Annotated in this window: 26 protein-coding genes; 13 read left to right on the top strand and 13 right to left on the bottom strand. The window is 72.2% G+C overall.

The genetic code is table 11. The features are described 5' to 3' along the window. Window positions 1-49 precede the first annotated feature (49 nt). Both AB0H81_RS24520 and AB0H81_RS24515 read left to right on the top strand, forming a co-directional pair. Complete coding sequence (locus tag AB0H81_RS24520) at window positions 50-1,039, top strand: alpha/beta hydrolase (protein WP_358378767.1); 990 nt, start codon at window positions 50-52, stop codon at window positions 1,037-1,039. Window positions 1,040-1,151: 112 nt separating this feature from the next. Continuing rightward, window positions 1,152-1,985 (top strand): siderophore-interacting protein, encoded by an 834-nt coding sequence (locus tag AB0H81_RS24515; RefSeq protein WP_358378764.1) that lies wholly within the window; start codon window positions 1,152-1,154, stop codon window positions 1,983-1,985. Between the two features lie 30 nt (window positions 1,986-2,015). Here the strand turns inward: AB0H81_RS24515 and AB0H81_RS24510 are convergent, their stop codons facing one another. The 3 genes from AB0H81_RS24510 to aceA form a co-directional block, all read right to left on the bottom strand. Continuing rightward, window positions 2,016-3,173: a hypothetical protein gene (locus tag AB0H81_RS24510; RefSeq protein ID WP_358378761.1), complete on the bottom strand. Its 1,158-nt coding sequence runs from the start codon at window positions 3,171-3,173 to the stop codon at window positions 2,016-2,018. Further along, on the bottom strand, window positions 3,170-3,676 hold the full coding sequence (locus tag AB0H81_RS24505) for a SigE family RNA polymerase sigma factor (protein ID WP_358378758.1): 507 nt from the start codon (window positions 3,674-3,676) through the stop codon (window positions 3,170-3,172). The genes AB0H81_RS24510 and AB0H81_RS24505 overlap by 4 nt, the downstream gene beginning before the upstream one ends. Window positions 3,677-3,871: 195 nt before the next feature. Beyond that, window positions 3,872-5,158, bottom strand: coding sequence for an isocitrate lyase (gene aceA / locus AB0H81_RS24500; protein ID WP_358378755.1), 1,287 nt, complete (start codon window positions 5,156-5,158; stop codon window positions 3,872-3,874). A 291-nt stretch (window positions 5,159-5,449) separates the two neighbouring features. On the opposite strand from aceA, the gene AB0H81_RS24495 reads away from it, so the two are divergent. The 3 genes from AB0H81_RS24495 to AB0H81_RS24485 all read left to right on the top strand — a co-directional run bounded on the left by AB0H81_RS24495 (window position 5,450) and on the right by AB0H81_RS24485 (window position 9,239). Beyond that, the gene (locus tag AB0H81_RS24495; RefSeq protein ID WP_358378811.1) at window positions 5,450-6,889 is read left to right on the top strand and encodes a helix-turn-helix domain-containing protein; all 1,440 of its coding nucleotides are present in this window, start codon (window positions 5,450-5,452) and stop codon (window positions 6,887-6,889) included. A gap of 77 nt (window positions 6,890-6,966) precedes the next feature. After that, window positions 6,967-7,920, top strand: coding sequence for a glucosyl-3-phosphoglycerate synthase (locus AB0H81_RS24490; RefSeq protein ID WP_358378752.1), 954 nt, complete (start codon window positions 6,967-6,969; stop codon window positions 7,918-7,920). Between the two features lie 110 nt (window positions 7,921-8,030). Beyond that, on the top strand, window positions 8,031-9,239 hold the full coding sequence (locus tag AB0H81_RS24485) for an acyl-CoA dehydrogenase family protein (protein ID WP_358378749.1): 1,209 nt from the start codon (window positions 8,031-8,033) through the stop codon (window positions 9,237-9,239). Window positions 9,240-9,360: 121 nt separating this feature from the next. Here AB0H81_RS24485 and AB0H81_RS24480 read toward each other — a convergent pair whose 3' ends face one another. Continuing rightward, a complete protein-coding gene (locus AB0H81_RS24480) occupies window positions 9,361-10,077 on the bottom strand; it encodes a helix-turn-helix transcriptional regulator (protein WP_358378746.1) in 717 nt (238 codons plus the stop codon). A 279-nt stretch (window positions 10,078-10,356) separates the two neighbouring features. Between AB0H81_RS24480 and AB0H81_RS24475 the strand changes: the two genes are divergently transcribed. Next, on the top strand, window positions 10,357-11,067 hold the full coding sequence (locus AB0H81_RS24475) for an alpha/beta hydrolase family protein (protein WP_358378743.1): 711 nt from the start codon (window positions 10,357-10,359) through the stop codon (window positions 11,065-11,067). A gap of 277 nt (window positions 11,068-11,344) precedes the next feature. On the opposite strand, the gene AB0H81_RS24470 is transcribed toward AB0H81_RS24475, so the two are convergent. Then, the gene (locus AB0H81_RS24470) at window positions 11,345-11,623 is read right to left on the bottom strand and encodes a hypothetical protein (protein WP_358378740.1); all 279 of its coding nucleotides are present in this window, start codon (window positions 11,621-11,623) and stop codon (window positions 11,345-11,347) included. Window positions 11,624-11,957: 334 nt separating this feature from the next. Between AB0H81_RS24470 and AB0H81_RS24465 the strand changes: the two genes are divergently transcribed. Beyond that, window positions 11,958-12,533 carry a hypothetical protein gene (locus AB0H81_RS24465; RefSeq protein WP_358378737.1) on the top strand — a complete coding sequence of 192 codons (576 nt, stop codon included), beginning with the start codon at window positions 11,958-11,960 and terminating at the stop codon, window positions 12,531-12,533. Between the two features lie 30 nt (window positions 12,534-12,563). On the opposite strand, the gene AB0H81_RS24460 is transcribed toward AB0H81_RS24465, so the two are convergent. Further along, entirely contained in the window at window positions 12,564-12,962 is a 399-nt protein-coding gene (locus AB0H81_RS24460) for a hypothetical protein (RefSeq protein WP_358378734.1), read from the bottom strand. A gap of 138 nt (window positions 12,963-13,100) precedes the next feature. Next, window positions 13,101-13,319, bottom strand: a complete 219-nt coding sequence (locus AB0H81_RS24455) for a cold shock domain-containing protein (protein WP_358378732.1) — start codon at window positions 13,317-13,319, stop codon at window positions 13,101-13,103. 119 nt (window positions 13,320-13,438) lie between these two features. On the opposite strand from AB0H81_RS24455, the gene AB0H81_RS24450 reads away from it, so the two are divergent. Beyond that, window positions 13,439-14,686 carry an ATP-grasp domain-containing protein gene (locus AB0H81_RS24450; protein WP_358378729.1) on the top strand — a complete coding sequence of 416 codons (1,248 nt, stop codon included), beginning with the start codon at window positions 13,439-13,441 and terminating at the stop codon, window positions 14,684-14,686. Here AB0H81_RS24450 and AB0H81_RS24445 read toward each other — a convergent pair. From AB0H81_RS24445 to AB0H81_RS24435, 3 genes are all read right to left on the bottom strand, one after another. Beyond that, window positions 14,683-15,639: a YafY family protein gene (locus AB0H81_RS24445; protein ID WP_358378726.1), complete on the bottom strand. Its 957-nt coding sequence runs from the start codon at window positions 15,637-15,639 to the stop codon at window positions 14,683-14,685. The genes AB0H81_RS24450 and AB0H81_RS24445 overlap by 4 nt on opposite strands. A 111-nt stretch (window positions 15,640-15,750) precedes the next feature. Further along, window positions 15,751-17,601, bottom strand: a complete 1,851-nt coding sequence (locus AB0H81_RS24440; protein ID WP_358378723.1) for a DUF2264 domain-containing protein — start codon at window positions 17,599-17,601, stop codon at window positions 15,751-15,753. An 80-nt stretch (window positions 17,602-17,681) separates the two neighbouring features. After that, the gene (locus AB0H81_RS24435) at window positions 17,682-17,951 is read right to left on the bottom strand and encodes a hypothetical protein (RefSeq protein WP_358378720.1); all 270 of its coding nucleotides are present in this window, start codon (window positions 17,949-17,951) and stop codon (window positions 17,682-17,684) included. Between the two features lie 106 nt (window positions 17,952-18,057). On the opposite strand from AB0H81_RS24435, the gene AB0H81_RS24430 reads away from it, so the two are divergent. The 4 genes from AB0H81_RS24430 to ugpC are packed head-to-tail and all read left to right on the top strand — an operon-like array spanning window position 18,058 to window position 22,246. Continuing rightward, window positions 18,058-19,314 (top strand): ABC transporter substrate-binding protein, encoded by a 1,257-nt coding sequence (locus AB0H81_RS24430; protein ID WP_358378717.1) that lies wholly within the window; start codon window positions 18,058-18,060, stop codon window positions 19,312-19,314. Further along, the gene (locus AB0H81_RS24425) at window positions 19,311-20,249 is read left to right on the top strand and encodes a sugar ABC transporter permease (RefSeq protein ID WP_358378714.1); all 939 of its coding nucleotides are present in this window, start codon (window positions 19,311-19,313) and stop codon (window positions 20,247-20,249) included. The genes AB0H81_RS24430 and AB0H81_RS24425 overlap by 4 nt, the downstream gene beginning before the upstream one ends. After that, window positions 20,249-21,079 carry a carbohydrate ABC transporter permease gene (locus AB0H81_RS24420; RefSeq protein ID WP_358378711.1) on the top strand — a complete coding sequence of 277 codons (831 nt, stop codon included), beginning with the start codon at window positions 20,249-20,251 and terminating at the stop codon, window positions 21,077-21,079. The genes AB0H81_RS24425 and AB0H81_RS24420 overlap by 1 nt, the downstream gene beginning before the upstream one ends. A gap of 9 nt (window positions 21,080-21,088) precedes the next feature. Then, window positions 21,089-22,246, top strand: coding sequence for a sn-glycerol-3-phosphate ABC transporter ATP-binding protein UgpC (gene ugpC, locus AB0H81_RS24415; protein WP_358378708.1), 1,158 nt, complete (start codon window positions 21,089-21,091; stop codon window positions 22,244-22,246). A 9-nt stretch (window positions 22,247-22,255) separates the two neighbouring features. Here the strand turns inward: ugpC and AB0H81_RS24410 are convergent, their stop codons facing one another. Then, entirely contained in the window at window positions 22,256-22,900 is a 645-nt protein-coding gene (locus AB0H81_RS24410) for a TMEM175 family protein (RefSeq protein WP_358378705.1), read from the bottom strand. A gap of 169 nt (window positions 22,901-23,069) precedes the next feature. Between AB0H81_RS24410 and AB0H81_RS24405 the strand changes: the two genes are divergently transcribed. Further along, window positions 23,070-23,846 (top strand): SDR family oxidoreductase, encoded by a 777-nt coding sequence (locus AB0H81_RS24405; RefSeq protein ID WP_358378808.1) that lies wholly within the window; start codon window positions 23,070-23,072, stop codon window positions 23,844-23,846. A gap of 14 nt (window positions 23,847-23,860) precedes the next feature. Here AB0H81_RS24405 and AB0H81_RS24400 read toward each other — a convergent pair whose 3' ends face one another. After that, complete coding sequence (locus AB0H81_RS24400; RefSeq protein ID WP_358378702.1) at window positions 23,861-25,135, bottom strand: cytochrome P450; 1,275 nt, start codon at window positions 25,133-25,135, stop codon at window positions 23,861-23,863. 1 nt (window position 25,136) lies between these two features. Next, window positions 25,137-25,715 (bottom strand): ferredoxin (locus AB0H81_RS24395; RefSeq protein WP_358378699.1); only part of this gene is annotated, 579 nt, incomplete at its 5' end.

Raw genomic sequence — 25,715 nt, 5'->3', positions numbered from 1 at the left:
TTGGTAGATCGGTGTTCCGGGGGGAAGGGATCTCCTCGGAGGACCGAACATGCACATCGACAGGGACGTCACTCCGGACTATCCCCTCAGCTGGCAGGCGCGCGCGGTCATCGGCCTGATGCACGGCACGCTCAAGCCGGCGTCCATCCTGTTCATGCGGCACGCGCTGGCCCTGGACTGCGCCGCCCGCCTGGGCGACATCGTCAACCTGCTTCCGCTGCGGCTGCCCGGCCACGTCACGATCACCCCGGCGGGCTTCTCGGCCTGCGGCGGCGAGTGGGTGCGGGCCGGCGAGGGGCTCGACGAGCGCAAGGTCGTGCTGTACTTCCATGGCGGCGGCTACTTCTCCTGCTCCCCGGCGACGCACCGGCCGATCACTTGGCGGCTGTCGCGCGTGGCCATGCGGCCCGTGCTCGCCCTCGACTACCGCCAGGGCCCGGTGCACACGCTCGCCGACTCCCTGTCCGACGCGCTCGACGCGTACCGGTGCCTGCTCGACCAGGGGTACGCGGCCGAGGACGTCATCCTCGCGGGCGACTCCGCCGGCGGGCACCTCACGCTGGCCAGCCTCCTCGCGCTGCGCGACCGGGAGGTGCCGCTGCCGGGGGCGGCCGTGTGCCTGTCGCCGTGGGCCGACCTGACCGACTTCCCCCGCCGCGCCAACCGGTGGCAGGACCCGTTGCTGCCCGCCGGCCGGGTGCGCTGGCTCGCCCGCCGCTGGACCGCCGGCCTGGACCCGAGCGACCCGCTGGTGTCGCCGGTGCTCGGCGACTTCTCCGGGCTGCCGCCGCTGATGATCCTGACGGGTTCGACGGAGGTGCTGCGGGACGAGGCCCGCCGGGTCGCCGTCCAGGCCCGGCGGGGCGGCGTGCCGGTGCGGTACGAGGAGTGGCGGCGGATGCCGCACTGCTTCCCGATCCTGGCGGACGTGGTGCCGGAGGCGCGGACGGCGTTCCGGCACATGGGCGAGTTCCTGGCGGCCGTGGCCGCCCTGGGTGAGGACCCCCCGGCCGCCCGGGACGCCGGCGCCGCCGCCTGACCCGTGCCGGGGCGCCGGCTCGAAAGGCGTTCCGCTTCCGGTACCCGGAGTGGGACGCTGCCGGGCGGGTATAGCTTAGGGTCACCTAAGTAAGAGCGGAAGGGTCAGGTGGATGTCCGGCAAGCCGAGAGACCATCATCGCGGCGTCGTCCTGCGCACCGAGCGGCTCACCCCGCACATGATCCGCGTCGTGGTGGGCGGTGACGACATGCGCGACTTCGCCACCTCCGGGCTCACCGACCACTACGTCAAGCTGGTCTTCCCGCACGAGGGCGTGGACTATCCCGAGCCGTTCAGTGTCAAGAACGTCCGCGAGACCATGCCCCGCGAGCTGTGGCCCCGGCTGCGCAGCTACACCGTGCGCGCCTGGGACCCGGACGCGGGCGAGCTGACCATCGACTTCGTCCACCACGGCGACAAGGGCCTGGCCGGACCGTGGGCGGCCAGGGCCGTGCCGGGCGACGAGCTGCTCATGCTGGGCCCCGGCGGCGGCTACGCCCCCGACACGGCGGCCGGCTGGCACCTGCTCGCCGGCGACGAGAGCGCGCTGCCCGCGATCATCGCCTCGGTGGAGGCGCTGCCCGAGGGAGCCCTGGCGTACGTGCTCGTCGAGGTGGACGGGCCGGCCGAGGAGCAGAAGATCGAGACCGTGGCCGACGCCCGCGTGACCTGGCTGCACCGCGACGGCCGCCCGGTCGGCGAGGCGCTGGTCGAGGCGGTGTGCGGACTGGAGTTCCCGGAGGGCGAGGTGCACGCGTTCGTCCACGGCGAGGCGGGCTTCGTCCGGCGGCTGCGCCACCACCTGCGCATCGAGCGGCGGGTTCCGCTGGAGCGGCTGTCCATCTCCGGCTACTGGCGCTCCGGCGTGGACGACGAGGCGTGGCGGGCGGTCAAGAAGGAGTGGAACCGGCAGATCGAGGCCGAGGAGGCGGCCGCCCTGGGGTGATCTTGGGCTGGCCGCCTCCCCGGGCGGCGGTCACGGGATCTTGGTGAGGTCCACGACGCGCATCCGGCCCTGGACGGTGTAGAACATCAGTTTCTGCCCCATGTTCGGCACGATGCCGAGCATGGACGAGCGCGCATTCCCCATGACGGCGGACCTGCCGGTCTTCCTGTCATGCAGGATCTCTCGCGCCGGCCCCCTCCCCCTCACCAGCTCGGGGCAGAATCGGCCGGGCGTCACCAGCTGCGGACGCTCCGCGCACGGGTCCGGCCGCTCATGCGAGCCGTCACGCAGCCGGGTGAACGCGCCGCGAGCGGTCCAGCCGACGCAAATGTCTCGATCGCACCGGACCATCTCGTCCCCCGGCCGGGTGAACGCCGTGTCGGTCTCGCCGGTCTTCACGTTGCGGATGGTGCCGAACATCGGCTCGCCGTCGGCGCTGGCCATGCCGGGCCGGCCGATCCACGGCCATGGCAGCAGGTGACTGTCCCCACCGCCCTTGACGGGTTTCACCGTCCCGCCCCGGAAAGGAACGGTGAACACCCCGCCTTCCTGTACCGAGAACACGATCTGTTCGCCGACCACGGCCATGGCATCGACGCCCCCGTCGTCCATGGGAAGGCTTGCAACGAGATGGGGCGGGCCGCCCGACAAGGGGGCCGACCAGAGCTGCCCCCGGCCGTTCCCCGGCACCGTCCACCACATCACCCGGCCGCCACCTGCCACGAGGCCGTCAGGATACAGCGCCGTTCCGTCCGGCAGGTCGGTGATCTTCCGGGTGGCTCCGGTCCTGACGTCGTAGGCGTAGACGGCATCCGGCAGTTTGGTCTCGTACTCGGGCGTCACCAGGAGCGTCCGCTCGTCGATGAACTGGTACGGGCGGAACGCGTGCCCGTCCGGCAGCCTGGCCGGGATGTCGTGGATCGCCCGCGGCCACACCTTCTCGATGGGAGGCGGAAGCGTCCCCGTGGGCGGAGTGGCGGGCATCGCCCGCGGCGTCCCGCCCTTCAGCGCGAACGTCGCCCCGCCCACCAGCGCCACGACCGCCGCCGCGGCCAGCGCCGCCCGGGTCCGGTTGCGGCGCCTGCGGTAGCGGGTCTCGACCGTGCCGGTCAGCGTGATCGGCGCGTGCGGCGCCTGCCCGGCCGCGCCGGCGAGCGTCCTGCGCAGGGCTTCCTCGAGGTCGTTCATCGCGCCTCTCCTCGGGTGGCTGTTACGGCGGATTCCGCGGACACGGAGTCGCGGAGCTTGGCCAGGGCCCGGGCGGCCTGGCTGCGCACCGTGCCGCGCGAGACGCCCAGCACGCCGGCGATCTCCTCGTCCGTGAGCTGCTCGTAGTAGCGCAGCACCACCACCGCCCGCTGCCGGCGCGGCAGCCCGGCCAGCGCGTGCCACAGCCGCTCGTCCCCGTCGGGCAGCCTGTCGTGGTGCTCGCGTTCGGGCGGGTCCCAGGCCAGGTGCTCGCGCCGCCGTGACCGCCAGGCGCGGATGTGCAGCCTGGCCATCGTCGTGCGCGCGTAACTCTCCGGGTTCTCCTTCAGCCGCACCCGCGCCCAGGAGGCGCGCAGCTTCACCAGCGCCTCCTGCACCAGATCGGCGGCGTCGTGCGGGTTCCCGGCGAGCACGTATCCGTAGCGCAGCAGCGCGTCGCCGCGTTCGGCGACGAACTCCGCGAAACGGGGGTCTTCGTCCACGTGCGTCAGCCCTTCGTCGTCTTGGTACCTCCCAGAGCCCTCGGGTGCGGAAACTGTTGCACGGTTCTTCACCAGAAAGCGGGACACGCGAAAGGGCCGCGCCGGTCCGGGGGGAGATCGGCGCGGCCCTTGGGTCGCCGGGGGAACCCTCCCATGCCCTGGAGGTGGCCGGCGAGTCGTGAGACCCCGGGACGGTCAGTGGGCGGTGGCGAACTGCTCCTCTTCCGTCGAGCCCTTGAGCGCGGTCGTCGAGGAGTCGGGCGCGACCGCCGTGCTGACCAGGTCGAAGTAGCCGGTGCCGACCTCGCGCTGGTGCCGGGTGGCGGTGTAGCCGCGGGCCTCGGCGGCGAACTCCGCCTCCTGGAGCTCCACGTACGCGGTCATGCCCTGGTGGGCGTACCCCTGGGCGAGGTCGAACATCGAGTAGTTGAGCGAGTGGAAGCCGGCCAGCGTGATGAACTGGAACTTGTACCCCATGTGGCCCAGCTCCTTCTGGAACTTGGCGATCGTGGAGTCGTCGAGGTGCTTCTTCCAGTTGAACGACGGCGAGCAGTTGTAGGCGAGCATCTGGTCCGGGTACTCGGCCTTGATCGCCTCGGCGAACTCCCGGGCGACGTCGAGATCGGGCGTGCCGGTCTCCATCCAGAGCAAGTCGGAGTGCGGCGCGTAGGCCAGGCCGCGTGCGATGCACGCCTGGACGCCGTTGCGCACCCGGTAGAAGCCCTCCGGGGTGCGCTCGCCGGTGGTGAAGCGCTGGTCGCGGGGGTCGACGTCGCTGGTCAGGAGCGTCGCGGCCTGGGCGTCGGTCCGCGCGATGATCAGGGACGGGACTCCGGCCACGTCGGCGGCGAGCCGGGCGGCGTTGAGCGTCTTGACGTGCTGGCCGGTCGGGATGAGGACCTTGCCGCCGAGGTGGCCGCACTTCTTCTCGGAGGCGAGCTGGTCCTCCCAGTGCACGCCCGCCGCGCCGGCGGCGATCATGCCCTTCATCAGCTCGAAGGCGTTCAGCACGCCGCCGAAGCCGGCCTCGGCGTCGGCCACGATGGGCGCCATCCAGTCCCGCTGCTCGCCCTCGGACCAGGTGATCTGGTCGGCGCGCAGCAGGGCGTTGTTGATGCGGCGCACGACGGCCGGCACCGAGTTGGCCGGGTACAGGCTCTGGTCGGGGTAGGTCTGCCCGCCGAGGTTGGCGTCGGCGGCGACCTGCCAGCCGGACAGGTAGATGGCCTTCAGCCCGGCGCGCACCTGCTGGACGGCCTGGTTGCCGGTCAGGGCGCCCAGCGCGTGCACGTAGTCCTCGGTGTGCAGCAGCCGCCACAGCTTCTCGGCGCCGAGCCGGGCGAGGGTGTGCTCCTCCTGGACGCTGCCCCGCAGCCGGATCACGTCCTCGGCGCTGTAGGTCCGCTCGACGCCCTCCCAGCGAGGGTCGCTCTCCCACTCTTCACGCAGCTGCTCCGCAGCTCCCTTGAGGCGATCGTTCATGTTTTCACTCCTCTGTCGTCCCCTGGGGCCTGTGTCGAGTCTGTGCCCGGGAAACGCCTGATCGACAGGCTGGATGTTGCAGAAGAATTGCTGAACTTCTCTCTACGATGAATACCGGCGGGTATTCGTCAGTGAAGAAATCACGAGTTTTCCCGTTGGACTAGACCAATCCAGCGAGTCCACGCCGCCAGGCGGCCGGGGCGGGGAAGATCGCCGGGACGCTAGAAAATGGCCAGAAATTCTGTCTAAGATGCGGACATGGCGTCCTTGATAGGGGAAGAACCGCTGCTTTTGACGCAGGAGCTGGATCTCATCGCCTTCGGGCAGCGCCTGCGTCACCTGCGCAAACAGCGTGGCCTCACCTTGTCGGACCTCGGCGCGCGCGTCAGCAGGGCCCCCAGCCAGCTCTCCCTGCTGGAGAACGGCAAGCGCGAGCCCAAGCTGTCCCTGCTCAAGGCGCTGGCCACCGCGCTCGGCGTGCCCATCGAGGAGCTGCTGCGCCGCCAGCCGCCCAACCGCCGCGCCCAGCTGGAGATCGCCCTGGAGGAGGCCCAGCGCGACCCCATCTACGCCGCGCTCGGCCTGCCCAAGCTCAAGGTCTCCGCGCGCGTCCCCAACGACGTGCTGGAGCACATCCTCGGCCTGTACGGCGAGCTGCGCGCGCGCCAGGCCCGCGGCACCGCCACCCCCGAGGAGGCCAGGGCCGCGAACGCCGAGCTGCGGCGCCGCCAGCGCGAGCTGGGCAACTACTTCCCCGAGATCGAGAACGCCGCCGCCGAGGCGCTGGCCGCCGTCGGCTACCGCACGGGCGCCCTGTCCCAGAGCATGATCCAGAGCCTGGTGACCCACTTCGGCTACACCGTGCACACCGCCCAGGACCTGCCCCGCTCCGTGCGCTCCATCACCGACCTGCGCAACCGCCGCATCTACGTCAAGCACGAGCAGCTCGGCATGCACACCCCGCGCACGATCCTGCTCCAGACCCTCGGCCACCTCGCCCTCGGCCACGGCAAGCCCCGCGACTTCGCCGACTTCCTGCGCCAGCGCACCGAGGCCAACTACTTCGCCGCCGCCGTGCTCGTCCCCGAGAAGGCCGCCGCCCTCTACCTCCAGGAGGCCAAGGCCGACCGGGCGCTGTCGGTGGAGGACCTGCGCGACGTGTTCGCCGTGTCGTACGAGATGGCCGCCCACCGCTTCACCAACCTGGCCACCCACCACCTGGACCTGGTCTGCCACTTCGTCCGCAACGACGCCGGCGGCACCATCTACAAGGCGTACGAGAACGACGGCATCGTCTTCCCCGCCGACGAGCAGGGCGCGATCGAGGGCCAGCGGATGTGCCAGCAGTGGTCGGGACGCCAGGTGTTCGTCTCGCCGGACCGCTTCTCCGTCTACTACCAGTACTCCGACTCGCCGACCGGCACGTACTTCTGCGTCGCCCACGTCGACCCGTCGCGCGAGCGGGACTTCGCGATCACGCTCGGCGTGCCGTTCCGCGAGTCGCGCTGGTTCCGCGGCCGGGAGACCACGCACCGCACGCGCAGCAACTGCCCCACCGGCGACTGCTGCCGCCGCCCGCCCGCCGACCTGGCCGAGCGCTGGGAGGGGTACGCCTGGCCGTCGGCCCGCGCCAACTCGCACGTGCTGGCGGCGCTGCCGCCCGGCTCGTTCCCCGGCGTGGACGAGGCGGACGTCTACACCTTCCTCGAACGGCACGCCGTCCCCGCCTGACCCGCGGGCGGCCTGGTGGCGGGCCGCGACACGGCGCACCCTAAGCTTGGGGCATGGGGTGGACGGGGGAGGACTGTGTGCCGCCTGAGGTGCGCGCCTGGTCGCGCCGCCGCACCTCGCGGGCCGCGGACTGGCCGGCGCAGGCGCTGGCCGAGGCCAAGGGCAGCACCACCGTCAGCGTGGTGCTGCCGGCGCGCGACGAGCGCGAGACCGTGGGCGACATCGTCCGGGTGATCCGCGGCGAGCTGGCCGGCCTGGTGGACGAGGTCGTCGTCATCGACTCCCGCTCCACCGACGACACCGCCGCGGTCGCCGCCCGCGCCGGCGCCCGCGTCCACGCCCAGGACGACATCCTGCCCCACCTCGAACCGCTCGGCGGCAAGGGCGAGGCGCTGTGGAAGTCGCTGGCCGTCACCGACGGCGACATCCTCGCCTTCGTCGACGCCGACATCCGCAACTTCCGGCCCGAGCTGGTCACCGGCCTGCTCGGGCCGCTGCTGTCCGACCCCGACGTCGTCTACGTCAAGGGCTGCTACGACCGGCCGCTCAGCGGGGCGCCCACGGGGGGCGGGCGCGTCACCGAGCTGGTCGCCCGGCCGCTCATCAACCTGCACTGGCCGCGGTTGTCCGGCTTCGTCCAGCCGCTGGCGGGCGAGTACGCGGGGCGGCGCGCGGCGCTGGAGCAGGTGCCGTTCATCACCGGCTACGGGGTGGAGCTCGGGCTGCTCGTCGACCTGGCCGAGCTGGCCGGGCTCGACGCGCTCGCCCAGGTGGACCTCGGGGTGCGGGAGCACTCGCACCAGTCCACCGAGGCTCTCGGGGCGATGGCCGCCCAGATCATGCTGGCCGCCTGGTCCCGGCTGGAGCGCCAGGGCAAGATCCAGGCGTTCCACCGGCCCGGCTCGCAGCTCACGCAGTTCCGGCGGGGCGAGGACGGCCACGAGGCGGTCGTCCAGGACGTGTCCATCGCCGAGCGGCCGCCGATGAGCACCGTACGCACGGCCCGGCCGGGAAGGGCCACCGGCCGCTGAGGGGTCTGGCCCAAGGAGCTACCGGCCGGTAGGGTCCTGGTCTGAACGGGCTACCCGCCGGTAGGGTATGGCCCGTCTCTTCTCAGGGAACGTGTTCTCAGGGAGCGTGTATGGGCGGGTTCGGTCTGGAGCTCGGCGGCGACGTCATCGAGGTGCGCGACTGGGTGCGCGCGTTCGCCCGCGACGTCATCCGCCCGGCGGGCGCCGAGTGGGACGAACGCGAGGAGACCCCCTGGCCGGTCATCCAGGAGGCCGCCAAGATCGGGCTGTACTCCCTCGACTTCTTCTCCACGCAGTGGTTCGAGGAGAGCGGGCTGGCGCTGCCCGTGGCGTTCGAGGAGATCTTCTGGGGCGACGCCGGCATCGGCCTGTCCATCGTCGGCACGGGCCTGGCCGCCGCCGCGCTGGCCGCCAACGGCACGCCCGAGCAGATGGGCGAGTGGCTGCCGCAGATGTTCGGCACCCCCGACGACGTCAAGCTGGGCGCCTTCTGCGCCTCCGAGCCCGACGCCGGCTCCGACGTCGGCGCCATCCGCACCCGCGCCGTGTACGACAGGGGCGACTGGGTGCTCGACGGCGTCAAGACGTGGGCCACCAACGGCGGCATCGCCGAGGTCCACGTGGTGGTCGCCTCGGTGGACCCCGAACTCGGCACCCGCGGCCAGGCCAGCTTCGTCATCCCGCCCGGCACGCCCGGCCTGTCCATGGGGCAGAAGTTCAGGAAGCACGGCATCCGGGCCTCCCACACGGCCGAGGTGGTGCTCGACGGCGTCCGCGTGCCCGGCTCGTGCCTGCTCGGCGGCAAGGAGAAGCTCGACGCCCGGCTGGCCCGCGTCCGCGGCGGGGAGCGCGCCGGCGAGCAGGCGGCGATGCGCACCTTCGAGACGACCCGCCCGTCGGTCGCCGCGATGGCGGTCGGCATCGCCCGCGCCGCCTTCGAGTACGCCCGCGACTACGCCCGCGAACGCGAGCAGTTCGGCCGCCGGATCGGCGAGAACCAGGCCATCGCGTTCCTGCTGGCGGAGATGGCGACCCGGGTGGACACCGCCCGCCTGCTCACCTGGCGCGCCGCCTGGATGGCCCGCACCGGCAAGCGCTTCGACCAGGCGGAGGGCTCGATGTCGAAGCTGGTCGCCGGCGAGACGGCGGTGTGGGTGACGGAGCAGGCCATCCAGATCCTCGGGGGAGCGGGATACACGCGGGAGCACCCGGTGGAGCGCTTCCACCGCGACGCCAAGATCTACACCATCTTCGAGGGGACGTCGGAGATCCAGCGCCTGATCATCGGCCGCGCGGTGACGGGCCTGCCGGTGAAGTAGAGAACCTCGCGTGGTCAAGCCGATGGTTGGTGCCGCCGCTGTAGTTGTGCGGGAATCGCGAGGCACACGGGGGCATCTTCTGTCCGATCGCGGACCACATCGGCCCGGGTGCGAGTGCGAATCACCCCGAGGACTTGACCGCCGTCGGGAGCTGAGATGCGCGGGCGGTGGTCTGGCGACTGGTCCGGTAGCGGCCCGGGGTCGTTCCGACGATGTTGCTGAACGCTGCGATGAAGCTGCTGGGGTTGGCCCATCCGCAGGCGTAGGCGGTCTGGGTGGTGTCGTGGCCGTCAGCGAGGAGCACGAGCGCGTGGTAGATGCGTAGCTGCGTGCGCCACTCGTAGAAGGTCATGCCGAGTTCGTTGCGGAACAGTCGGCTGAGGGTGCGGGTGCTGGCTCCGATCGTCTTCCCGAGTTCGGCCAGTGAGGTGTTGTCTGCCGGCCTCTCGTGCAGCATCCGGGCGATGGCTTGCAGTCGGTCGTCGCGTGGCTGCGGCAGGTGCAGTGGCTGTTCGGGTGCTTCGCGGAGTTCATCGACGAGGACTCGAAGGAGGCGTGAGCGCGCGGAGCGGCTGTAGGCAGGCGCGGCGTCGTAGTTGCGGCGGCCGGTCAGGGCGAGCAGGACCTCGCGGGCGAGGTCGGAGGCCAGGAACACGGCCGGATGGTCTGGTATGAGCCGGGCCAGGGATGGCGGGAGAAAGACGATCCGCATGTCGGTGTCGCCGTGGGCGCGGTGGTGGTGCGCGAACCCGGCGGGGGTCCAGGCGACTCGGTTGGCGGGAACGATCGACGTGCCGCGCTCGGTGTGAACTGTCAGGACGCCGCTGGCCGCGTACACCAGGTGTCCCCGTGCGTGCGACTGCTCTGCGCTTGTTCCACCGGATGGCCAGAGGTGGCGCCCGCCGGACGGCCACATATGGGACGTCACTCCGGCGACCCGGCGAGGTTGGCGGCGAACGGGCATCGGTTGGCATCCTATCGGTGGCCAGCCACACCTTGCTCTGGTGACATTGCCTCCATGCGGAGTGGTCTTCACTCTCGCGCAGCGCCCGACCGAACCACATGTCATCGAGGCAGCGTGCCTGGATGTCGCGGCTTGAGAGAGAAGGAGAAAAGCATGGCGACGTTCGTCCTCGTGCCCGGCGGTTGGCACGGCTCCTGGTCGTTTGAGGCGGTGGTTCCGCTGCTGGAGCGTGCCGGTCATGCCGTGCACGCCCTGACCCTGACCGGTCTGCGGCCAGACGACGACAACGCGACGGTCGCGACCGCCAACCTCGACACGCACGCCGACGACGTATTGCGGCTCCTCGATCGGGCCCGCATCACCAGCGCGACGCTGGTCGGCCACAGCTACGGCGGGATGGTGATCGCAGCAGCCGCCGATCGCGCCCGCGGCCGGATCTCACGACTCGTGCATCTCGACGCCTACGTACCGCGCGATGGCGAGTCGTGCTGGTCGTCAACGACCGAGCGCTACCGGGAAGCGTTCGCTGCCGGCGCTGCGACCACAGGCTACGCCGTCCGCCCGCCGGACGGCGGCGATCCCCGCCGCCGTCCCCATCCCCTCGCCTCGTTCGTGCAAACGATCCGGCTCACAGGCGCGCTCGCCCAGGTCCCCCGTCGGGAGTTCATCTACTGCTCGGGATGGGAAGACCGGACGCCATTTGCCGAACTGCGCACCCGACTCCAAGCCGATCCCGGTTGGCAGGTCTACGACCTCCCGACCGGCCACGACGCCATGCATGAGGCCCCGGAGGCGGTCGCTGCACTACTGCTCGGCGAATGCATCGCGGATGCGTCGACGCGCAGACGACAGACTTGCCTTTGAGGGCCACACAAGCCCGGTTCATCCGGCTCTTTCATGCCTCCGTCCGGGGCCACGGCGTCCCCGGGGGCCTACTCTGCGCGCTTGGCCGAGATCGGGAGGCCGCGTAGGGGCGTAGAGGACCCACCGGGAAGACTGCGACGTGCTTGACGCTACCTACGACCGTCCTGATCTGACCGCGTTGACGCTGTCGAAGTCGTCGCGATGGACGGCTTCACCGGCTTCAAGATCTTGTGCCTTGGTGACCAGAGGGGCGGCCGCTCGCTGTCACGTGCCGGGTTCAGGTGCTGCGGTCCAGGTCGGCCGCCGCCTCCCGCAGCCGCTCCATCGCCGCCAGGACGGACGGGTCGGAGAACTCCAGGCCGGACCGGTCGCAGGTGTCGATCACGGTCAGGGCCGCGTCCTCCAGATGGTCGACCTCGGCGTCCGCGGCCAGCAGGTCCGCCAGGTGCCGTACGGACTCGATCAGCGGTGTCAGGGCGGGCGGGTGGTGGCGCATGACCTGCGCCAGGCGCGCCGCTGCGGCGCGGAACTCGGTCTCGGCGTCGTCGGGTGTCACGACCGCCGTCCCCTCTCGAACATCCGTCTCTTGGCGAGAAGCCGTCCCTTCAGTGATGATATCCACCTCTTTGCGAAAAACCGGATAGGTAGGGCCCCGGCCTGTCGCGCGATCCGCGTCCGCCGGGTCTCCGGGGACGTCCGGGGCCAAGGTCCCGGCCCGCCGTGCCGTATGACCCTGCAGTAGTGCCCACCCCGCCGTGAGGGTGGAGAGAAGAGCGCGCGAGGCTGGAACGAGAACCGGTGGGGCTGGACCGGTGGCGCTGTGACGGGGTGGCCCGCGAGGCTTGAACGAGCGGCGGCGGGGGTGCGTGATGGGAGACATGATCCGGTGGGTGGCGCTACACGTGCGCCTGTACCGTCCCGACCGCAATCCGGTGCGCCGCCGCTCCGACCGGCTGGAGGCGTTGGGGGTCGTGGTGGCGCTGGCCCTGCTGCTGCTCAGCGTCTGGCCCGCGGTCGTGCTGGGACGGATGGCCTACGAGAACGGGACGCGGGCCGAGCGGTCCGGGGTGGGCGCCCGCCGGGCCGTGCCGGCGACGCTCGTGCGCGACGCGCCGGGCGCGGTCGCCGACGAGCACCTGGAACTGGGGGCCAGGGTCGAGGCCGAGGCCCGCTGGGCCGGCCCGGCGGGCAAGCCGATGACCGGGCGGGTCACCGCGCCGGCGGGGGCCGAGGCGGGCACGCGGGTGTCCGTGTGGGTCGACGCTCGGGGGAGGCTGGTCCCGCCGCCCAGACGCCATGGGGAGACGGTGTTCGACACCGTCACGGCGGCCCTGCTGGTGCTCGCGGGAGGGGCCGCGGTGTCGTTCTCGGGCTTTCGGGGGTTCAGGCGCCTGCTCGACCGAAGGCGTTACGCGGCGTGGGACGCCGCCTGGGCCGAGGCGGCCAGACGCTGGCGCCGCGCCTGACCGCGTGTGCCCCTCCTTCTCCTGGGTGTTTCACCGCGCGGACGGCGGGTGGCCCGGCTCGCGGAACTCGGGGGTGTCCTGCGGGGGAGCGGGCGTCTCCGGGTTCAGCGCCTCCAGCGGTGTGTCGTCGCGTACGGCCCGCTCGGCCTCGTCGGTGCTCTCCACCGGCCGGACCGGCGCGGGCCCGGCCAGGAGACCGAGCGTGTCGTGCTCGCCGCGGCCCCGGACGACCCGGTCGATGGCCTCGGCCATGTCCTGCCGGGTGTAGGCGCCCTCGGGTATCTCGTTGAGGTGCGCCAGCATGTCGGCGGTCAGGCGTACGTGCTCGGACGCACGGGCGTAGACGTCGCGGACCGCGGCCGTGTCACGGTCACGGTAGGCCTCGTCCAGAACCTCGCGCATCTCCTCCACCCAGACGTGATCGGCCATGTCCATCCCCCCTCGGCCCTCCGGGCTCCCCTTGCCCTGACATTCCCTGCCGTACCCACGTCACGACCGGGGGCACGCCCGCAGACGTCTCTCCTGCCAGGGGGAAGCGGCTCGGCTCGCCGAGGGGACGGCTGAACGTCACAGCTTGCGGATGTTGACCGCCACGTAGTCGAAGCTGTCCTGCCTGCGCTCCACCAGGTCGAACTCGACCTCGTCCCCCTCCTCCAGCGCCCGGTACCCGGTGGCGACGATGTCGCTGAAGTGGGCGAAGGCGTCGCGGCCCGGCGGCAGGGCGGTGGAGGAGATCGCGCCCCAGCCCCGGTCGGTCTTCCAGAACTTCACGGTTCCTCGGGTCATGGCCCCAACCCTGGCAAGGCCGACGGACCGCGCGCCAGCCAATATCGCGGGCACCGGCCGACAGCAAGGGGCGGATAACCGGGTGAGCGGTGCCGGGCTGGGGCCGTACAGTCGCGATCATGCATGTGGGGTTCCTGTTCTGCGCCGATCCGCTCCGTCCGCGCCGGGTCGACCCGCACTTCGCCGCGCAGGCGGACGTCGCGCGCGAGCGCGGCGCGCCGGTGGCGCTCGTCGACCACGACGCGCTGGTGGCGGGACGGGCCGAGGAGGCCGTGGCCCGGGTGCCGCGGGGATACGGCCGCTACTGGTACCGCGGATGGATGCTGACCGCCGATCAGTACGAGGACCTGGAACAAGCCCTCGCCGCGCGGGGAGGCGTCCTGCTCACCGACGCCGCCGGCTACCGCCGCGCCCACGAGCTGCCCGGCTGGCTCGGCCGCTTTTATCACCTGACGCCGCCCACGGGTGTGGTCCGGATGGCGCCCGGCGAGAGCGTGCCGGACGGCGAGCGGCTGGCCCGGCTGGCGCGCGGCCTGAGCGACGGCGGCTTCGTGGTCAAGGACTTCGTGAAGTCGCGCAAGCACGAGTGGCTGGAGGCCTGCTACGCGCCCGACCTCGCTTCGCTGGGACGGGTCGCCGCGCGTTTCGTCGAGCTCCAGGGTGACGACCTGGCCGGGGGGCTAGTGATCCGCGGGTTCGAGCGCTTCAACGGCCCCGAGGCGCGGGTGTGGTGGGTGGACGGCGAGCCGGTGTTCGCGGGGCCGCACCCCGACCAAGCCGACGAGCCCGTCGAGCGGCCCGACGGCCTGAGGGGGGTACGCGAGGCCGTACGGGACCTCGGGGAGCGGTTCGTGACGACCGACCTCGCGCGGCGGGAGGACGGCGTCTGGAGGGTGGTCGAGGTCGGCGACGGCCAGGTGAGCGACTGGCCCGCCACGGCCGACCCGGGCATCCTGATCCGGGCACTGCTCCGCGCCAAGGCGTACGGCTTCCGGCTGTACCCGGACGACTCGGCGCCGTCCGACGACAAGGAGGTGGAGAGCGCGTACGTGCGCGCGGTGGAGCTGCTCGCACGCGAAGCCGGTGTCGTACGGTTGACGGTGCGGCAGCACTGGTATCGCCGCGGCGGCAGGCGGCTGCGGCGGGGCAGGGCCGTACGGCTCGACAGGGCGCTGGAGATCGTGCGGGGCATGCTGCGGGGCACGGTCGGATGCCACCTGGACAACGGAGGCCGCTTCTCCATCCATAGTGGGTGGGGTTGTCTGTACGTGTCAGGGGCTGCGGTGTCGGAGGAAACCGTGACGGAGATCAGCCGGCTCGGGCTGGTCATCCAGGAGGAGCCGCCCCGCCACCTCATGACGTACTAGGCCGGGGTCGCTCTCGACAGGCGGGTGGTCAGGGTGCGGATGTACGCGATCAGCTCCTGCGGCTCGTGGACCTCGAAGTCCACGTCGAACATGCCGATGGTGAGTGCCAGCCACTGCAGCGAGTCGGCCGCCGTGTGCAGGCGGCAGGTGTGCTCGTCCACCACCGTGAGCACTCCGTCCTGCGGGCGCAGCCGCTCGGCCACCCGGGCGAACGGCGCGTGCAGCGTGACCACCGCCCGGTGGCGCGCCAGCGAGGAGGTCACCGACTCGGCGACGTACCGGGCGATGTCCGGCGCGGGCAGCTCGCGAGGACGGAACCGCTGCCCGGCCGGCGCCGGGGAGGTCAGCCGGTCCGCGCGGAAGGTCCGCCAGTCGTCGCGGTTGACGTCCCAGGCCACGAGGTACCACTTGCGCGCGAGGTGGACCAGCCGGTACGGCTCCACCAGCCGCGTGCTGCCCTCCCCGTCGCGCTTGCGGTAGGCGAACGTGAGCCGTTCGCGGTCGCGGCACGCCTGGGCGATCACGGTCAGCACGCCGGGGTCGGCGGCCGGGCCCTGGGAGACCAGCGGCACCGTGTAGCTCTGCAACGCGCTCACCCGGCGGCGCAGGTGGCCGGGCAGCACCTGCTCCAGCTTGGCCAGGGCGCGCACCGACGTCTCCTCGATGCCGGCCACCGTGCCGCCCGCGGCCGTGCGCAGGCTGATCGCGATCGCGACCGCCTCCTCGTCGTCGAGCACCAGGGGCGGCATCGCCGTGCCGGCCTCCAGCCGGTAGCCGCCGCCCGTGCCCGGGGCGGCCCGCACCGGGTAGCCGAGCTCGCGCAGCCGGTCGATGTCGCGGCGCAGCGTGCGCGGGCTGACGCCCAGCCGGGCGGCCAGCTCGGGCCCCGGCCAGCCGCGGCAGGTCTGCAGCAGGGACAGTAGGCGGATCATGCGGGACGGCGTACTGGCCATGGCCCGAGGATGGCACGTAAAGCGGCCAGGGCCCGTCCGCAATGCGTGCCATCCACCCCCAAAGGCGAATGCGCGTCATCCGCCTGCGAAGGCCACCGAATCGGACGCGGGTCAGCCGGTCCAGGTGACGCGCTCGCCCGAGGGGTGCTCGCGCACGTACCCCGGCGTGCGGCCGAGCCGGATCTCGATCCGGCCGCCCTCCGCGTCCTTCCAGGTGAAGCCGTCGCCGACGGGCTCCAGCACGGGCGGCGGCGTGGACGGCTCGCCCGGCCCCAGCCGCACCGCCGACGCGAACAGCGCCCGCCCGCCGGGGTGGTCGCCCACCAGGTACGGCGTCGCGGAGTGCTCGCCGAAGGCGTTCTCGCCGGTACGGGCCTCGACCCGGGCGCCGTGCCAGCCGTGCAGGCCGGTGATGGAGCTGACCAGCGCGCCCGAGGAGACACGCGACTCCAGGCCGTCGAGCCGGGTGCCGCACGGCTCGTCGCCCGCCAGGGCGTGGCCGCCGTCGCGGACGTGGCTGCCCTCCGGAGCGGCGACCCGGTGGACGCGCACCTCCCACGGCCCGTCCACCACGGACGCCGTCTCGACCACGACCTCGCCGTCGAAGTAGCGGGAGGCGGCGAGCCGGTCGGTCACCACGAGGCGGTCGATGCGCCGCCGCCGGGTCGCGCTCCCGTCGGGGCGGATGACGGTGAGGCTGTTGTCGATGTTCGCGGCCCGGCCCTCGGGGCCGGTCTCGGGCGCGGTGTGGGTGGAGTAGGCGAGCTTGACGTAGTGGGGGTCGTCGCCCGAGCTGTCGCGGTCGTTGCCGTCGCTGCCGTGGTTGAGCAGGCGCACGACGCCGCCGGAGCGGTGCAGCAGCCAGCCGGGCGCGGGCATCGCCAGCGCCAGGTCCTGCTCGTCGCCGAGGACGTCGCCGGTGGCGTCGCCGGTGTCGCCGGCGGGCTCGGTCCACACGGGGTGGTCCGGGCCGAGGAGCAGGCCGATGAAGCCCTTGCTGGCCCAGTACGGCGAGGCGGGTCCCGAGTACGCCTGCGTGACCGGCAGGAACGGCCGGTGCCAGCCGAGGCTGAGCAGCCCGTCCGCGTCCGGGACGCCGTGCCGCTCGAAGTGGGTGAGCGTGCGGCCGGCCAGCAGCCGGGTCCGGCCCGGCGACAGGGGCGTGGCGTCGAAGATCGCGCCGAGCCAGAGCGGCGCCACGGCCGCCACCCGGTAGGTCAGCGACCGGCCCTGGTGCATCGGCGCCCCGTCGGGGGCGAACAGGTGCCGGTACGACTCCAGGAACGCGCGCAGCCGCTCGCGGTAGACGCTGGAGTCGGCCCCGGACATCCGGGTCCACCACAGCGTGTACAGGTGCATGGCCCACCCGCAGTAGTAGTCGTAGTTCTGGCCCGCGCCGTCGGTGTACCAGCCGTCGCCGACGTACCATCCTTCGACGTCGGCGAGGTGCCGCTGGATCTCGGCGGGGTCGTGGGGGCCGCCGACGTTGGCGAGGAACTGCTCCACGATGACCTTGAACAGCACCCAGTTGCACGGCCAGGCGTGCTTGCCGACGATCCCGCCCAGCCAGGCGACCACGCGCTCGCGCACGGCCGGGTCGAGCCGGTCGAACAGCAGCTCCCGCGTCTCGTGCAGGGCCAGCGCGATCGAGGCGGCCTCCACGATCGTCTGGTTGCCGTCGGTGATCGGCTGCCAGGCGTGCTCGTGGCCGGGGTCGGTGCCGTGGGCCAGTCCCTCGGCGTACCGCTCCAGCAGCCCGCCGGGGGCGGCGCCGGGATCGCCGGCGGCGCGGAACGCGGCGAGCAGGAACGTGCGCGCGAACCCCTCGAGGCCGTCGGAGTCGGGGCCGGAGGCGCTGGCGCGTCCCGGCAGCCGGTACTGGGCATAGCCGGGGGTGGCGTACGGGACCACGGCGTCCAGCAGCCGGTCCGCCGCCGACACCCAGTGTTCGCGGGATCCCACAGTGCCCCCTCAGGCTTGGTAAGCGCTTTCCGCCTTCAGGTGACCCTATGGACGCCGTACCCCGCCCGTCAAGGCCGAGGTCAGGCGGAGATCTCGACGACGTGCCCCCAGGAGTCACGGTCGCCGAGGTGGTGTGTCCTCGTCCCGCCGACCGCGCCGCCCGGCTCCACCCAGCCCACCAGGCGACCGCTGCCGAGCGCGCCGTCCGCCTGCCGGATCAGCACCGTGCGGCCGCCCGCCTTCGTGCTCTTCGCCCCGGCGTCCCGGAACGCGCCCTCCTCCGGCCGGAGCCGCTTCAGCCCGGCCAGACCGGTGATGGCGTTCGCGCCCCTGGCCGGCTTGTCGGCCACGTCCTGCCCGGCCCGCTCGAGGTCGGCGCCGCCGAGCCGATCATACTTTTGGCAGGTGATTGACTACTCATGGTGATATGTCCAGGCAGGCGGGTACGCCCCTGACGTGAGCCGAGCGGCGAGAAGACGGGGGGCCGCGGCCGCGCTGGTGGCCGGGATCGCGCTGCTGCCCGCCGCCTGCGCCGGGGGCGGCGGCGCCGGCGTCCCGCTGATCAACCTCTACAACGCCCCGCAGGAGAACCTCGCCGCCATCGTCGCCCGCTGCAACACCGAGGCCCAGGGCCGCTACCGGATCGTGCTCAACACCCTGCCGCGCGACGCCGACGGCCAGCGCGAGCAGCTCGTGCGCCGCCTCGCCGCCGCCGATCCCGGCCTGGACGTGCTCGGCCTCGACGTCACCTGGACCGCCGAGCTGGCCGAGGCCCGCTGGATCCGCGAGTGGACCGGCGAGCACGCCCGGCAGGCCCGCGAGGGCACGCTGGCCAAGCCCCTCGACACCGCCACCTGGCGGGGCAGGCTGTACGCGGCGCCGTACAACACCAACGTGCAGCTCCTGTGGTACCGCTCCGACCTGGTGCCGCGGCCGCCGCGCACCTGGAGCGAGATGGCGGCCGTCGCGGCCGGCCTCGCGGCCCGCGGCAAGCCGCACTACGGGGAGGTGACCGGCGCCCAGTACGAGGGCCTGGTCGTCTGGTTCAACAGCCTCGTCGCCTCCGCCGGCGGGCGCATCCTCGACCCCGGCGGGACCAGGGTGGCGCTCGGGCCGCCCGCCCTGGAGGCGCTCACGGCGATGCGCGACTACGCCCGCTCCGAAGCGGCCGACCCGTCGCTGCCCAACACGCAGGAGGACTCGGCCCGCCTCGCCATGGAGGGCGGCAGGGCCGCGTTCGAGGTGAACTGGCCGTTCGTGTACGCCTCGATGGCGGCCAACAAGCCGGACCTGCTGCCCCACTTCAAGTGGGCGCCCTACCCGGGCATCCGCGGCGCGGGCGCCTCGCCGCTGGGCGGCGCCAACTTCGCGGTCAGCGCGTACTCCGAGCATCCCGGGCAGGCGTTCCAGGCGGCGCTGTGCCTGCGCGACCCGGTCAGCCAGCGCACCGCGGCGGTCAAGGACGGACTGCCGCCCACCATCGAGGCGGTGTACCAGGACCCGGCCATGGCCAAGCCGTACCCGATGCGCCAGGCCATCCTCGACGCGCTGAAGACGGCCGCGCCCCGGCCGAAGACGCCCACGTACCAGAACGTCTCCACGACGATCTCCGCGGCGCTGTCGCCGCCCGCCTCCATCGTCCCGCCCGTCACGCTCGCCGAGCTGCGCGAGCAGATCGCCCTCGCCCTGCGCAGCCAGGGGGTGCTTTCATGAACGGCGCGGCCTCCAGGGGTGCTCGCGCGGACGGCGCCGCCGCCAAGGCGAAGGGCCGGGCGCTCACCGAGGGGCAGCGGGCCGAGCGGCGGCTGGGGCTGTGGCTGTGCGCCCCGGCCGCCATCGTCATGGTGGTGGTCACCGGCTGGCCGATCGCCTACTCGGTGCTGCTGTCGCTCCAGCGCTACGACCTGCGCTTCCCCGAGGACAAGGCGTGGATCGGGCTGTCCAACTACGCCACCGTGCTCACCAGCGAGGTGTGGTGGACCGCCTTCTGGGTGACGCTGCTCATCACCGTCGTCAGCGTCGCCATCGAGCTGGTGCTCGGCATGCTGCTGGCGTTCGCGATGTACCGGGCGATCGTCGGCCGCGGCCTGATCCGCACGGTCGTGCTCATCCCGTACGGGATCGTCACGGTCGCCGCCGCCTACGGCTGGAAGTACGCCTGGACGCCCGGCACCGGCTGGCTGGCCGGCCTGCTGCCCGAGGGGTCGGCGCCGCTGACCGAGCGCGGCCCCGCCATCGCGATCATCATCCTGGCGGAGGTGTGGAAGACCACGCCGTTCATGGCGCTGCTGCTCATGGCCGGCATGGCCGTGGTGCCCGAGGAGCTGCTGCGCGCCGCGTCGGTCGACGGGGCGAGCCTCTGGCAGCGGTTCACGCGGGTGACGCTGCCGCTGATGAAGCCGGCCATCCTGGTCGCGCTGCTGTTCCGCACGCTCGACGCGTTCCGCATCTTCGACAACATCTACGTGCTGACGAACGGCTCCCAGGGCACCGGCTCGGTCTCGATCAGCGCCTACCACAACCTCATCGGCGGACTGAACCTCGGCATCGGCTCCACCATGTCCGTGCTCATCCTGGTCACCGTCGCGATCATCGCGGTGATCTTCATCCTGGGGTTCGGCACGGCCGCGCCCGGAAGCGAGCGGTGATGGAGGCCGGCCGCCGGAGCGTCTCCGGCTGGACCGTCGCGAACGTCGTGGTGGTGCTGTACGCGATGGTGCCGGTGCTGTGGATCGCGTCGCTGTCGTTCAAGGACCCCAGCACGTTCTCCGACGGCTCGTTCATCCCGCGCAAGTGGACGCTCGGCAACTACGCCGGCATCTTCACCAACGCCGACTTCGTCCGCGGGCTGGTCAACTCGATCGGGATCGGGCTGATCTCGACGTTCGTCGCGATCGTGTTCGGCACGATGGCCGCCTATGCCGTCGCCCGGCTCGCCTTCCCGGGCAAGCGGCTGCTCATCGGCGTGTCGCTGCTGATCGCGATGTTCCCGCAGATCTCCCTGGTCAGCCCGCTGTTCCAGATCGAGCGGGCGCTCGGCCTGTTCAACACCTGGGCGGGGCTGATCCTGCCGTACATCACCTTCGCGCTGCCCCTGACGATCTACACGCTGTCGGCGTTCTTCCGCGAGATCCCGTGGGAGCTGGAGAAGGCCGCCAAGATGGACGGCGCGACGCCGTTCCAGGCGTTCTGGCAGGTGATCGTGCCGCTCGCGGCGCCCGGCATGGTGACGACCGCGATCCTCGCATTCATCTTCTGTTGGAACGACTTCCTGTTCGCGATCTCCCTCACCTCCTCCGACGCCGCCCGGACGGCGCCGGCGACCATCTCCTTCTTCACCGGCAGCACCCAGTTCGAGGACCCGACGGGCTCGATCTCGGCGGCGGCCGTGGTCATCACCATCCCCATCGTGATCTTCGTGCTGTTCTTCCAGCGGCGGATCGTCGCCGGACTCACCTCCGGGGCGGTGAAGGGATGACGTCACGCCATGGCTGAGATCGTGCTCGACCACGTCACCAAGAGGTACGCCGACGGCACCGTGGCCGTCGACGACTTCGACGTCCGCATCGCCGACCAGGAGTTCGTGATCCTCGTCGGCCCGTCCGGGTGCGGCAAGTCCACCACCCTCAACATGATCGCGGGCCTGGAGGACATCACCGAGGGCGAACTGCGCGTCGACGGGCGGCGCATGAACGAGCGGGCGCCGCGCGACCGCGACATGGCGATGGTCTTCCAGTCGTACGCGCTCTACCCGCACATGACGGTCCGCGAGAACATCGCCTTCCCCCTCAAACTGGCCAAGATGGGCAAGGCGGAGATCGGGGAGCGGGTGGAGCGGGCCGCCGGGCTGCTCGACCTCGCCCCGTACCTCGACCGCAAGCCCGCCGCCCTGTCCGGCGGGCAGCGGCAGCGCGTGGCGATGGGCCGCGCCATCGTCCGCGACCCCAAGGCGTTCCTCATGGACGAGCCGCTGTCCAACCTCGACGCCAAGCTGCGCGTGCAGATGCGCACCTCCATCTCGCGGCTGCAGAAGAGCCTCGGCACCACCACCGTGTACGTCACCCACGACCAGACCGAGGCGATGACGCTCGGCGACCGGATCGTCATCATGCGGGCCGGCCTGATCCAGCAGATCGGGCCGCCGCAGGAGCTGTACGACCACCCGCGCAACCTGTTCGTGGCCGGCTTCATCGGCTCGCCGTCGATGAACGTCCTGCCGGCGCGCCTGGAGGAGGGCCTGCTGCGCACGCCCATCGGCGACATCCCGCTGCGCGGCCGGCTGCGGCGCGCCGCCGACGGCCCGGACGTGCCGCGCGACGTCATCGCGGGCATCCGGCCGGAGTCCTTCGAGGACGCCTCCCTGATGCACGACGCGGAGGAGGGCGGCACGTTCACCGGGACCGTGGACCTGCTGGAGTCGATGGGGCCGGAGAAGCTCGCCTACTTCACCCTCGACACCGGGGCCGTCCGCTCGGAGCACCTGGCCGAGGCGGGCGGCGAGGAGGCGGGGGAGGGGTGCCAGCTCGTGGCGCAGCTCGACCCGAAGTCGGGGGCGCGCCGGGGGGAGGCGGTGCGGCTCTGGTACGACACGCAGGCCGTCCACCTGTTCCACCCGGAGACGGGCGAGAACCTCACCGAACGCTGACCGTCGCCGTCACGCCCGGGCCGCGAAGCGGCGTGACGAGATCGCGCCGACGACCGGGGAGAGCAGCCACAGCAGCGGCACCCCCTCCACCAGCCAGGTCAGGCCCGCCGTGAACAGCCAGAACACCCCCACCGCCATGAGGGTGGCCGCCTGCGCCCGCATCGCGCCCACGTCCGTCCCCGGCCGCAGCACCTGGTCGCGCAGGATCGCCCGCAGCAGGGCCGCCTGCGCGAACAGCAGCGCCGCCACCGCCCCGGCGAACAGGCACACGGTCAGCGGGTTGGACGCCGACTCGCCGATGAGCCCCGTGGCGTACGGCAGCAGCACCACCACGACGAGCAGTGGCACGTGTCTGGCCATGATCCTGCGGGACACGCGGGTGACCAGGTCGAGGGTGCGGTGATGCTCCCGCCAGACGCCCCACAGGATGAGGAACGCGATGAGGAAAGCCAGCCACGTGCCCCAGTTGTCGCCCAGGAAGTCCCACAGCCGGGCGGCCATGACCAGGCGCGGCTCGTCGCCCTCGACCAGGCCGGCGGGCGGACGGTCGATCTCCACCACGAGCAGCGTCATGGCGATGGCGAACACGGCGTCGACGAACGCCCCCACCCGCTCGTGCGACATCCCCGCCGCCACCCGCTCCGGCTCCCCCATCCACCCCACCCCCGGTCACCGAGCGTAACCATCGCCCCGGCGACGCCGATGCAACAGCGATCCAATCTCCTGCCAAGACGCCGGGTGGTCCGGCCGAGGTCACCGTGGGGAGCCGCCTGCCGGAGGCGCCGATCGGGGGTGGCGGGCCGTCCTCTAGAGTGCGGGCGTGATGTCGCAGACGTACCTCGCTGAGTTGTTCTCCCTGGACGGCAGGGTCGCGATCGTGACCGGAGGGAGCTCCGGCATCGGCCGGGCGATCGCCGGAGCCCTGGCGCGGGCCGGGGCGAGCGTGGTGATCGTGGCGCGCCGGGAGTCCGAGCTGGCCGCCACGGTCGAGGAGCTGACCGGCGACGGCTGCCGCGCGGCCTGGGTCAGCGCGGACCTGAGCACGCGCGACGCCGTGCGGGCCGCGGCGGAGGAGGCGGCCGCGGCGTTCGGGGAGCCCGACATCCTGGTCAACAGCGCCGGGATCAACCTGCGCCCGCCCATGGGCGAGATGACCGACGACGTCTGGGACGTCACCATGGCGGTCAACCTGGAGGCGCCCCATCTGCTCGGCCGGCGGTTCGGCCCGGGCATGGCCGAGCGCGGGTACGGGCGGATCATCCACGTCAGCTCGCAGCAGGCGCACCGGGCGTTCGTGCAGAGCGGTGTGTACGGCGTCTCCAAGGGCGGGCTGGAGTCGCTGGCCCGTTCGCAGGCCGAGGCGTGGTCGTCCCGTGGCGTCACCTGCAACACGCTCGTGCCCGGGTTCGTGATGACGCCGCTCAACGCGCGGCTGTCGTCCGATCCGGAGAAGGTGGCGGAGCTGGCCGCGCGCACCATGGTCGGCCGCAACGGGCTGGCCGAGGACTTCGCCGCGGCGGCGGTGTTCCTGGCCGGGCCCGGCTCCGCGTACGTCACCGGGCAGTCGATCTTCGTGGACGGCGGCCTGTCCGTCCACTGAGGACCGTCGAAAGCTCAGCCGACGCGCAGCGGGAGCGTGCGCGGCCCGCGGACCTGACCCGGCGCCCAGCTCACCGCCGCCGGGTCCGCCAGCCCGAACACCGGGATCCGCTCCAGCCACACCTCCAGCGCCAGCCGGAGCTCCATGCGGGCGAGGTGGGAGCCCACGCAGCGGTGGATGCCGAGGCCGAAGGCGACGTGCCGGTTGACCTCGCGGTCGATGACCACCTCGTCCGCCCGGTCGAACTGCGCCGGGTCACGGTTGGCCGCCGGGAACGACAGCAGCACCCAGTCGTCGGCCTTCATGTCGACGCCGCCCCACCGCATGTCCTCCTTGACCAGGCGGGCCATCGTGACCGGCGCGTACACCCGCAGGAGCTCCTCCATCGCCGTCGGCAGCAGCTCCGGCTCGGCGACCAGCCGCTCGCGGTCGGCGGGCGTGCGGGCCAGGTGCCACAGCGACGCGCCGATCGCGCTCCAGGTGGTGTCGATCCCGGCGATGAGCAGCAGGGCCATCGTCCCGGCCACGTGCGAGGGTTCGAGCTTGCGGCCGTACAGCTCGGCCTCGATGAGGTACGTCGTCAGGTCGTCACGCGGGTGGTCGAGGTGGTCGCGGATCTGCTTCAGCAGGTAGTCGAACAGGTCGTCCATCCGCTCGATGCGCTCCTCCGGGGGCAGGTTGACCCCTTCGAGGGAGTTCTCGATGAACTCGCGGAAGCGCGGCCCGTCCTCCGGGGGGAAGCCCAGCATGTCGGCGATGACCCGTACCGGGATGTGCTGGGCGTAGTCGCGGGCTGCGTCCACCACCTCCCGCCCCTCCAGCGCGTCGATCAGCTCATGACATAACGCCCGCGTCGCCGCCTCCCGCTTCGAGACCGCGGTCTTGGTGAACGCGGGGAGCAGCAGCTTGCGCGCGTCGTGGTGGAACGGCGGGTCCGAGGAGATCGGCGGCACCCCGCCCACCGGCGCGATCTCGCGGGGCGGCCGGAAGTTGCTCATGACGATCGAACGCGAGGAGAAGCGCTCGGTGTCGTAGGCGATGGCGGCGACGTCCTCGTAGCGGGTCGGCAGCCACCCGCCGCCGAACCGGCCGGTGTGCGCGATCGGGCACCGCTGCCGCAGGTCGTCCTGGATGGGGTACGGGTCGGCCGCCCACTCCGGCTCCATGTGGGAGAAGTCGGTCGCCCAGTCCGAGACGGGGCCGATGACGGGCTCGGTGCGCGTGCCCTGGGGCGGCTCGTCGCCGCGCGGCCCGCGGTAGTCCTCGGCGAAACGGTCGTCGACGGTCATGTCACGCCTCTCCGTACAGGTCGATGGCACGTTCGGGACAGTTGGCCGCCGCCAGGCTCGCCGCGCGTTCCTCGCCGGGCGGCACGGCCCCGTCGCCCGCGACCTCGCCGTAGCCCTCGTCGTCCTCCTCGAACAGGCTTGGGGCGAGCGTGTAACAGCGGCCGTGCCCCTGGCAGCGCCCGGAGTCGATCTGCACTTTCACCGCGGTGCACTCCTCGGTTCCTCGATGGATGTCGGGCGGGGCGAGCGCGGTCACGACCCGGGTGAGCAGCGAGGCCCACTCCTCGTCGCCGACCGCGTGCAGGTCCGGCGTGACGAGCGCGCTGCCCATCGCCAGCAGCAGGCAGAAGTGGGCGAGCGCGTCCGGCGACAGCGCGGGATCCAGTTCGCCGCCGTGCTGGCCGGCGCGTACGAGCGTGGCCAGCCAGTCGCCGCGCTCGCCGACGTAGTCGCGCATCGGCCGGGCGACCTCCTCGTCCCGGCGCGCCGCGACCAGCGCCTCGACGATGAGATGGCCGTCGGGATCGCGGCGGCGGGGCAGCCACCGGCCGACGACGAGCAGCTGGTCCGTGACGGAGCG

This window comes from Nonomuraea sp. NPDC050691, from assembly GCF_040654455.1.
Taxonomy (GTDB): domain Bacteria; phylum Actinomycetota; class Actinomycetes; order Streptosporangiales; family Streptosporangiaceae; genus Nonomuraea.
This window is presented reverse-complemented; position numbering and strand designations above follow the sequence as displayed.

Bases quoted from the DNA above. Each gene is read 5' to 3' on its own strand.
- AB0H81_RS24520 (WP_358378767.1), top strand. From the start codon at position 50: ATGCACATCGACAGGGACGTCACTCCGGACTATCCCCTCAGCTGGCAG.
- AB0H81_RS24515 (WP_358378764.1), top strand. From the start codon at position 1,152: ATGTCCGGCAAGCCGAGAGACCATCATCGCGGCGTCGTCCTGCGCACC.
- AB0H81_RS24510 (WP_358378761.1), bottom strand. From the start codon at position 3,173: ATGAACGACCTCGAGGAAGCCCTGCGCAGGACGCTCGCCGGCGCGGCC.
- aceA (WP_358378755.1), bottom strand. From the start codon at position 5,158: ATGAACGATCGCCTCAAGGGAGCTGCGGAGCAGCTGCGTGAAGAGTGG.
- AB0H81_RS24485 (WP_358378749.1), top strand. From the start codon at position 8,031: ATGGGCGGGTTCGGTCTGGAGCTCGGCGGCGACGTCATCGAGGTGCGC.
- AB0H81_RS24475 (WP_358378743.1), top strand. From the start codon at position 10,357: ATGGCGACGTTCGTCCTCGTGCCCGGCGGTTGGCACGGCTCCTGGTCG.
- AB0H81_RS24460 (WP_358378734.1), bottom strand. From the start codon at position 12,962: ATGGCCGATCACGTCTGGGTGGAGGAGATGCGCGAGGTTCTGGACGAG.
- AB0H81_RS24455 (WP_358378732.1), bottom strand. From the start codon at position 13,319: ATGACCCGAGGAACCGTGAAGTTCTGGAAGACCGACCGGGGCTGGGGC.
- AB0H81_RS24450 (WP_358378729.1), top strand. From the start codon at position 13,439: ATGCATGTGGGGTTCCTGTTCTGCGCCGATCCGCTCCGTCCGCGCCGG.
- AB0H81_RS24445 (WP_358378726.1), bottom strand. From the start codon at position 15,639: ATGGCCAGTACGCCGTCCCGCATGATCCGCCTACTGTCCCTGCTGCAG.
- AB0H81_RS24425 (WP_358378714.1), top strand. From the start codon at position 19,311: ATGAACGGCGCGGCCTCCAGGGGTGCTCGCGCGGACGGCGCCGCCGCC.
- AB0H81_RS24420 (WP_358378711.1), top strand. From the start codon at position 20,249: ATGGAGGCCGGCCGCCGGAGCGTCTCCGGCTGGACCGTCGCGAACGTC.
- ugpC (WP_358378708.1), top strand. From the start codon at position 21,089: ATGGCTGAGATCGTGCTCGACCACGTCACCAAGAGGTACGCCGACGGC.
- AB0H81_RS24410 (WP_358378705.1), bottom strand. From the start codon at position 22,900: ATGGGGGAGCCGGAGCGGGTGGCGGCGGGGATGTCGCACGAGCGGGTG.
- AB0H81_RS24405 (WP_358378808.1), top strand. From the start codon at position 23,070: ATGTCGCAGACGTACCTCGCTGAGTTGTTCTCCCTGGACGGCAGGGTC.
- AB0H81_RS24400 (WP_358378702.1), bottom strand. From the start codon at position 25,135: ATGACCGTCGACGACCGTTTCGCCGAGGACTACCGCGGGCCGCGCGGC.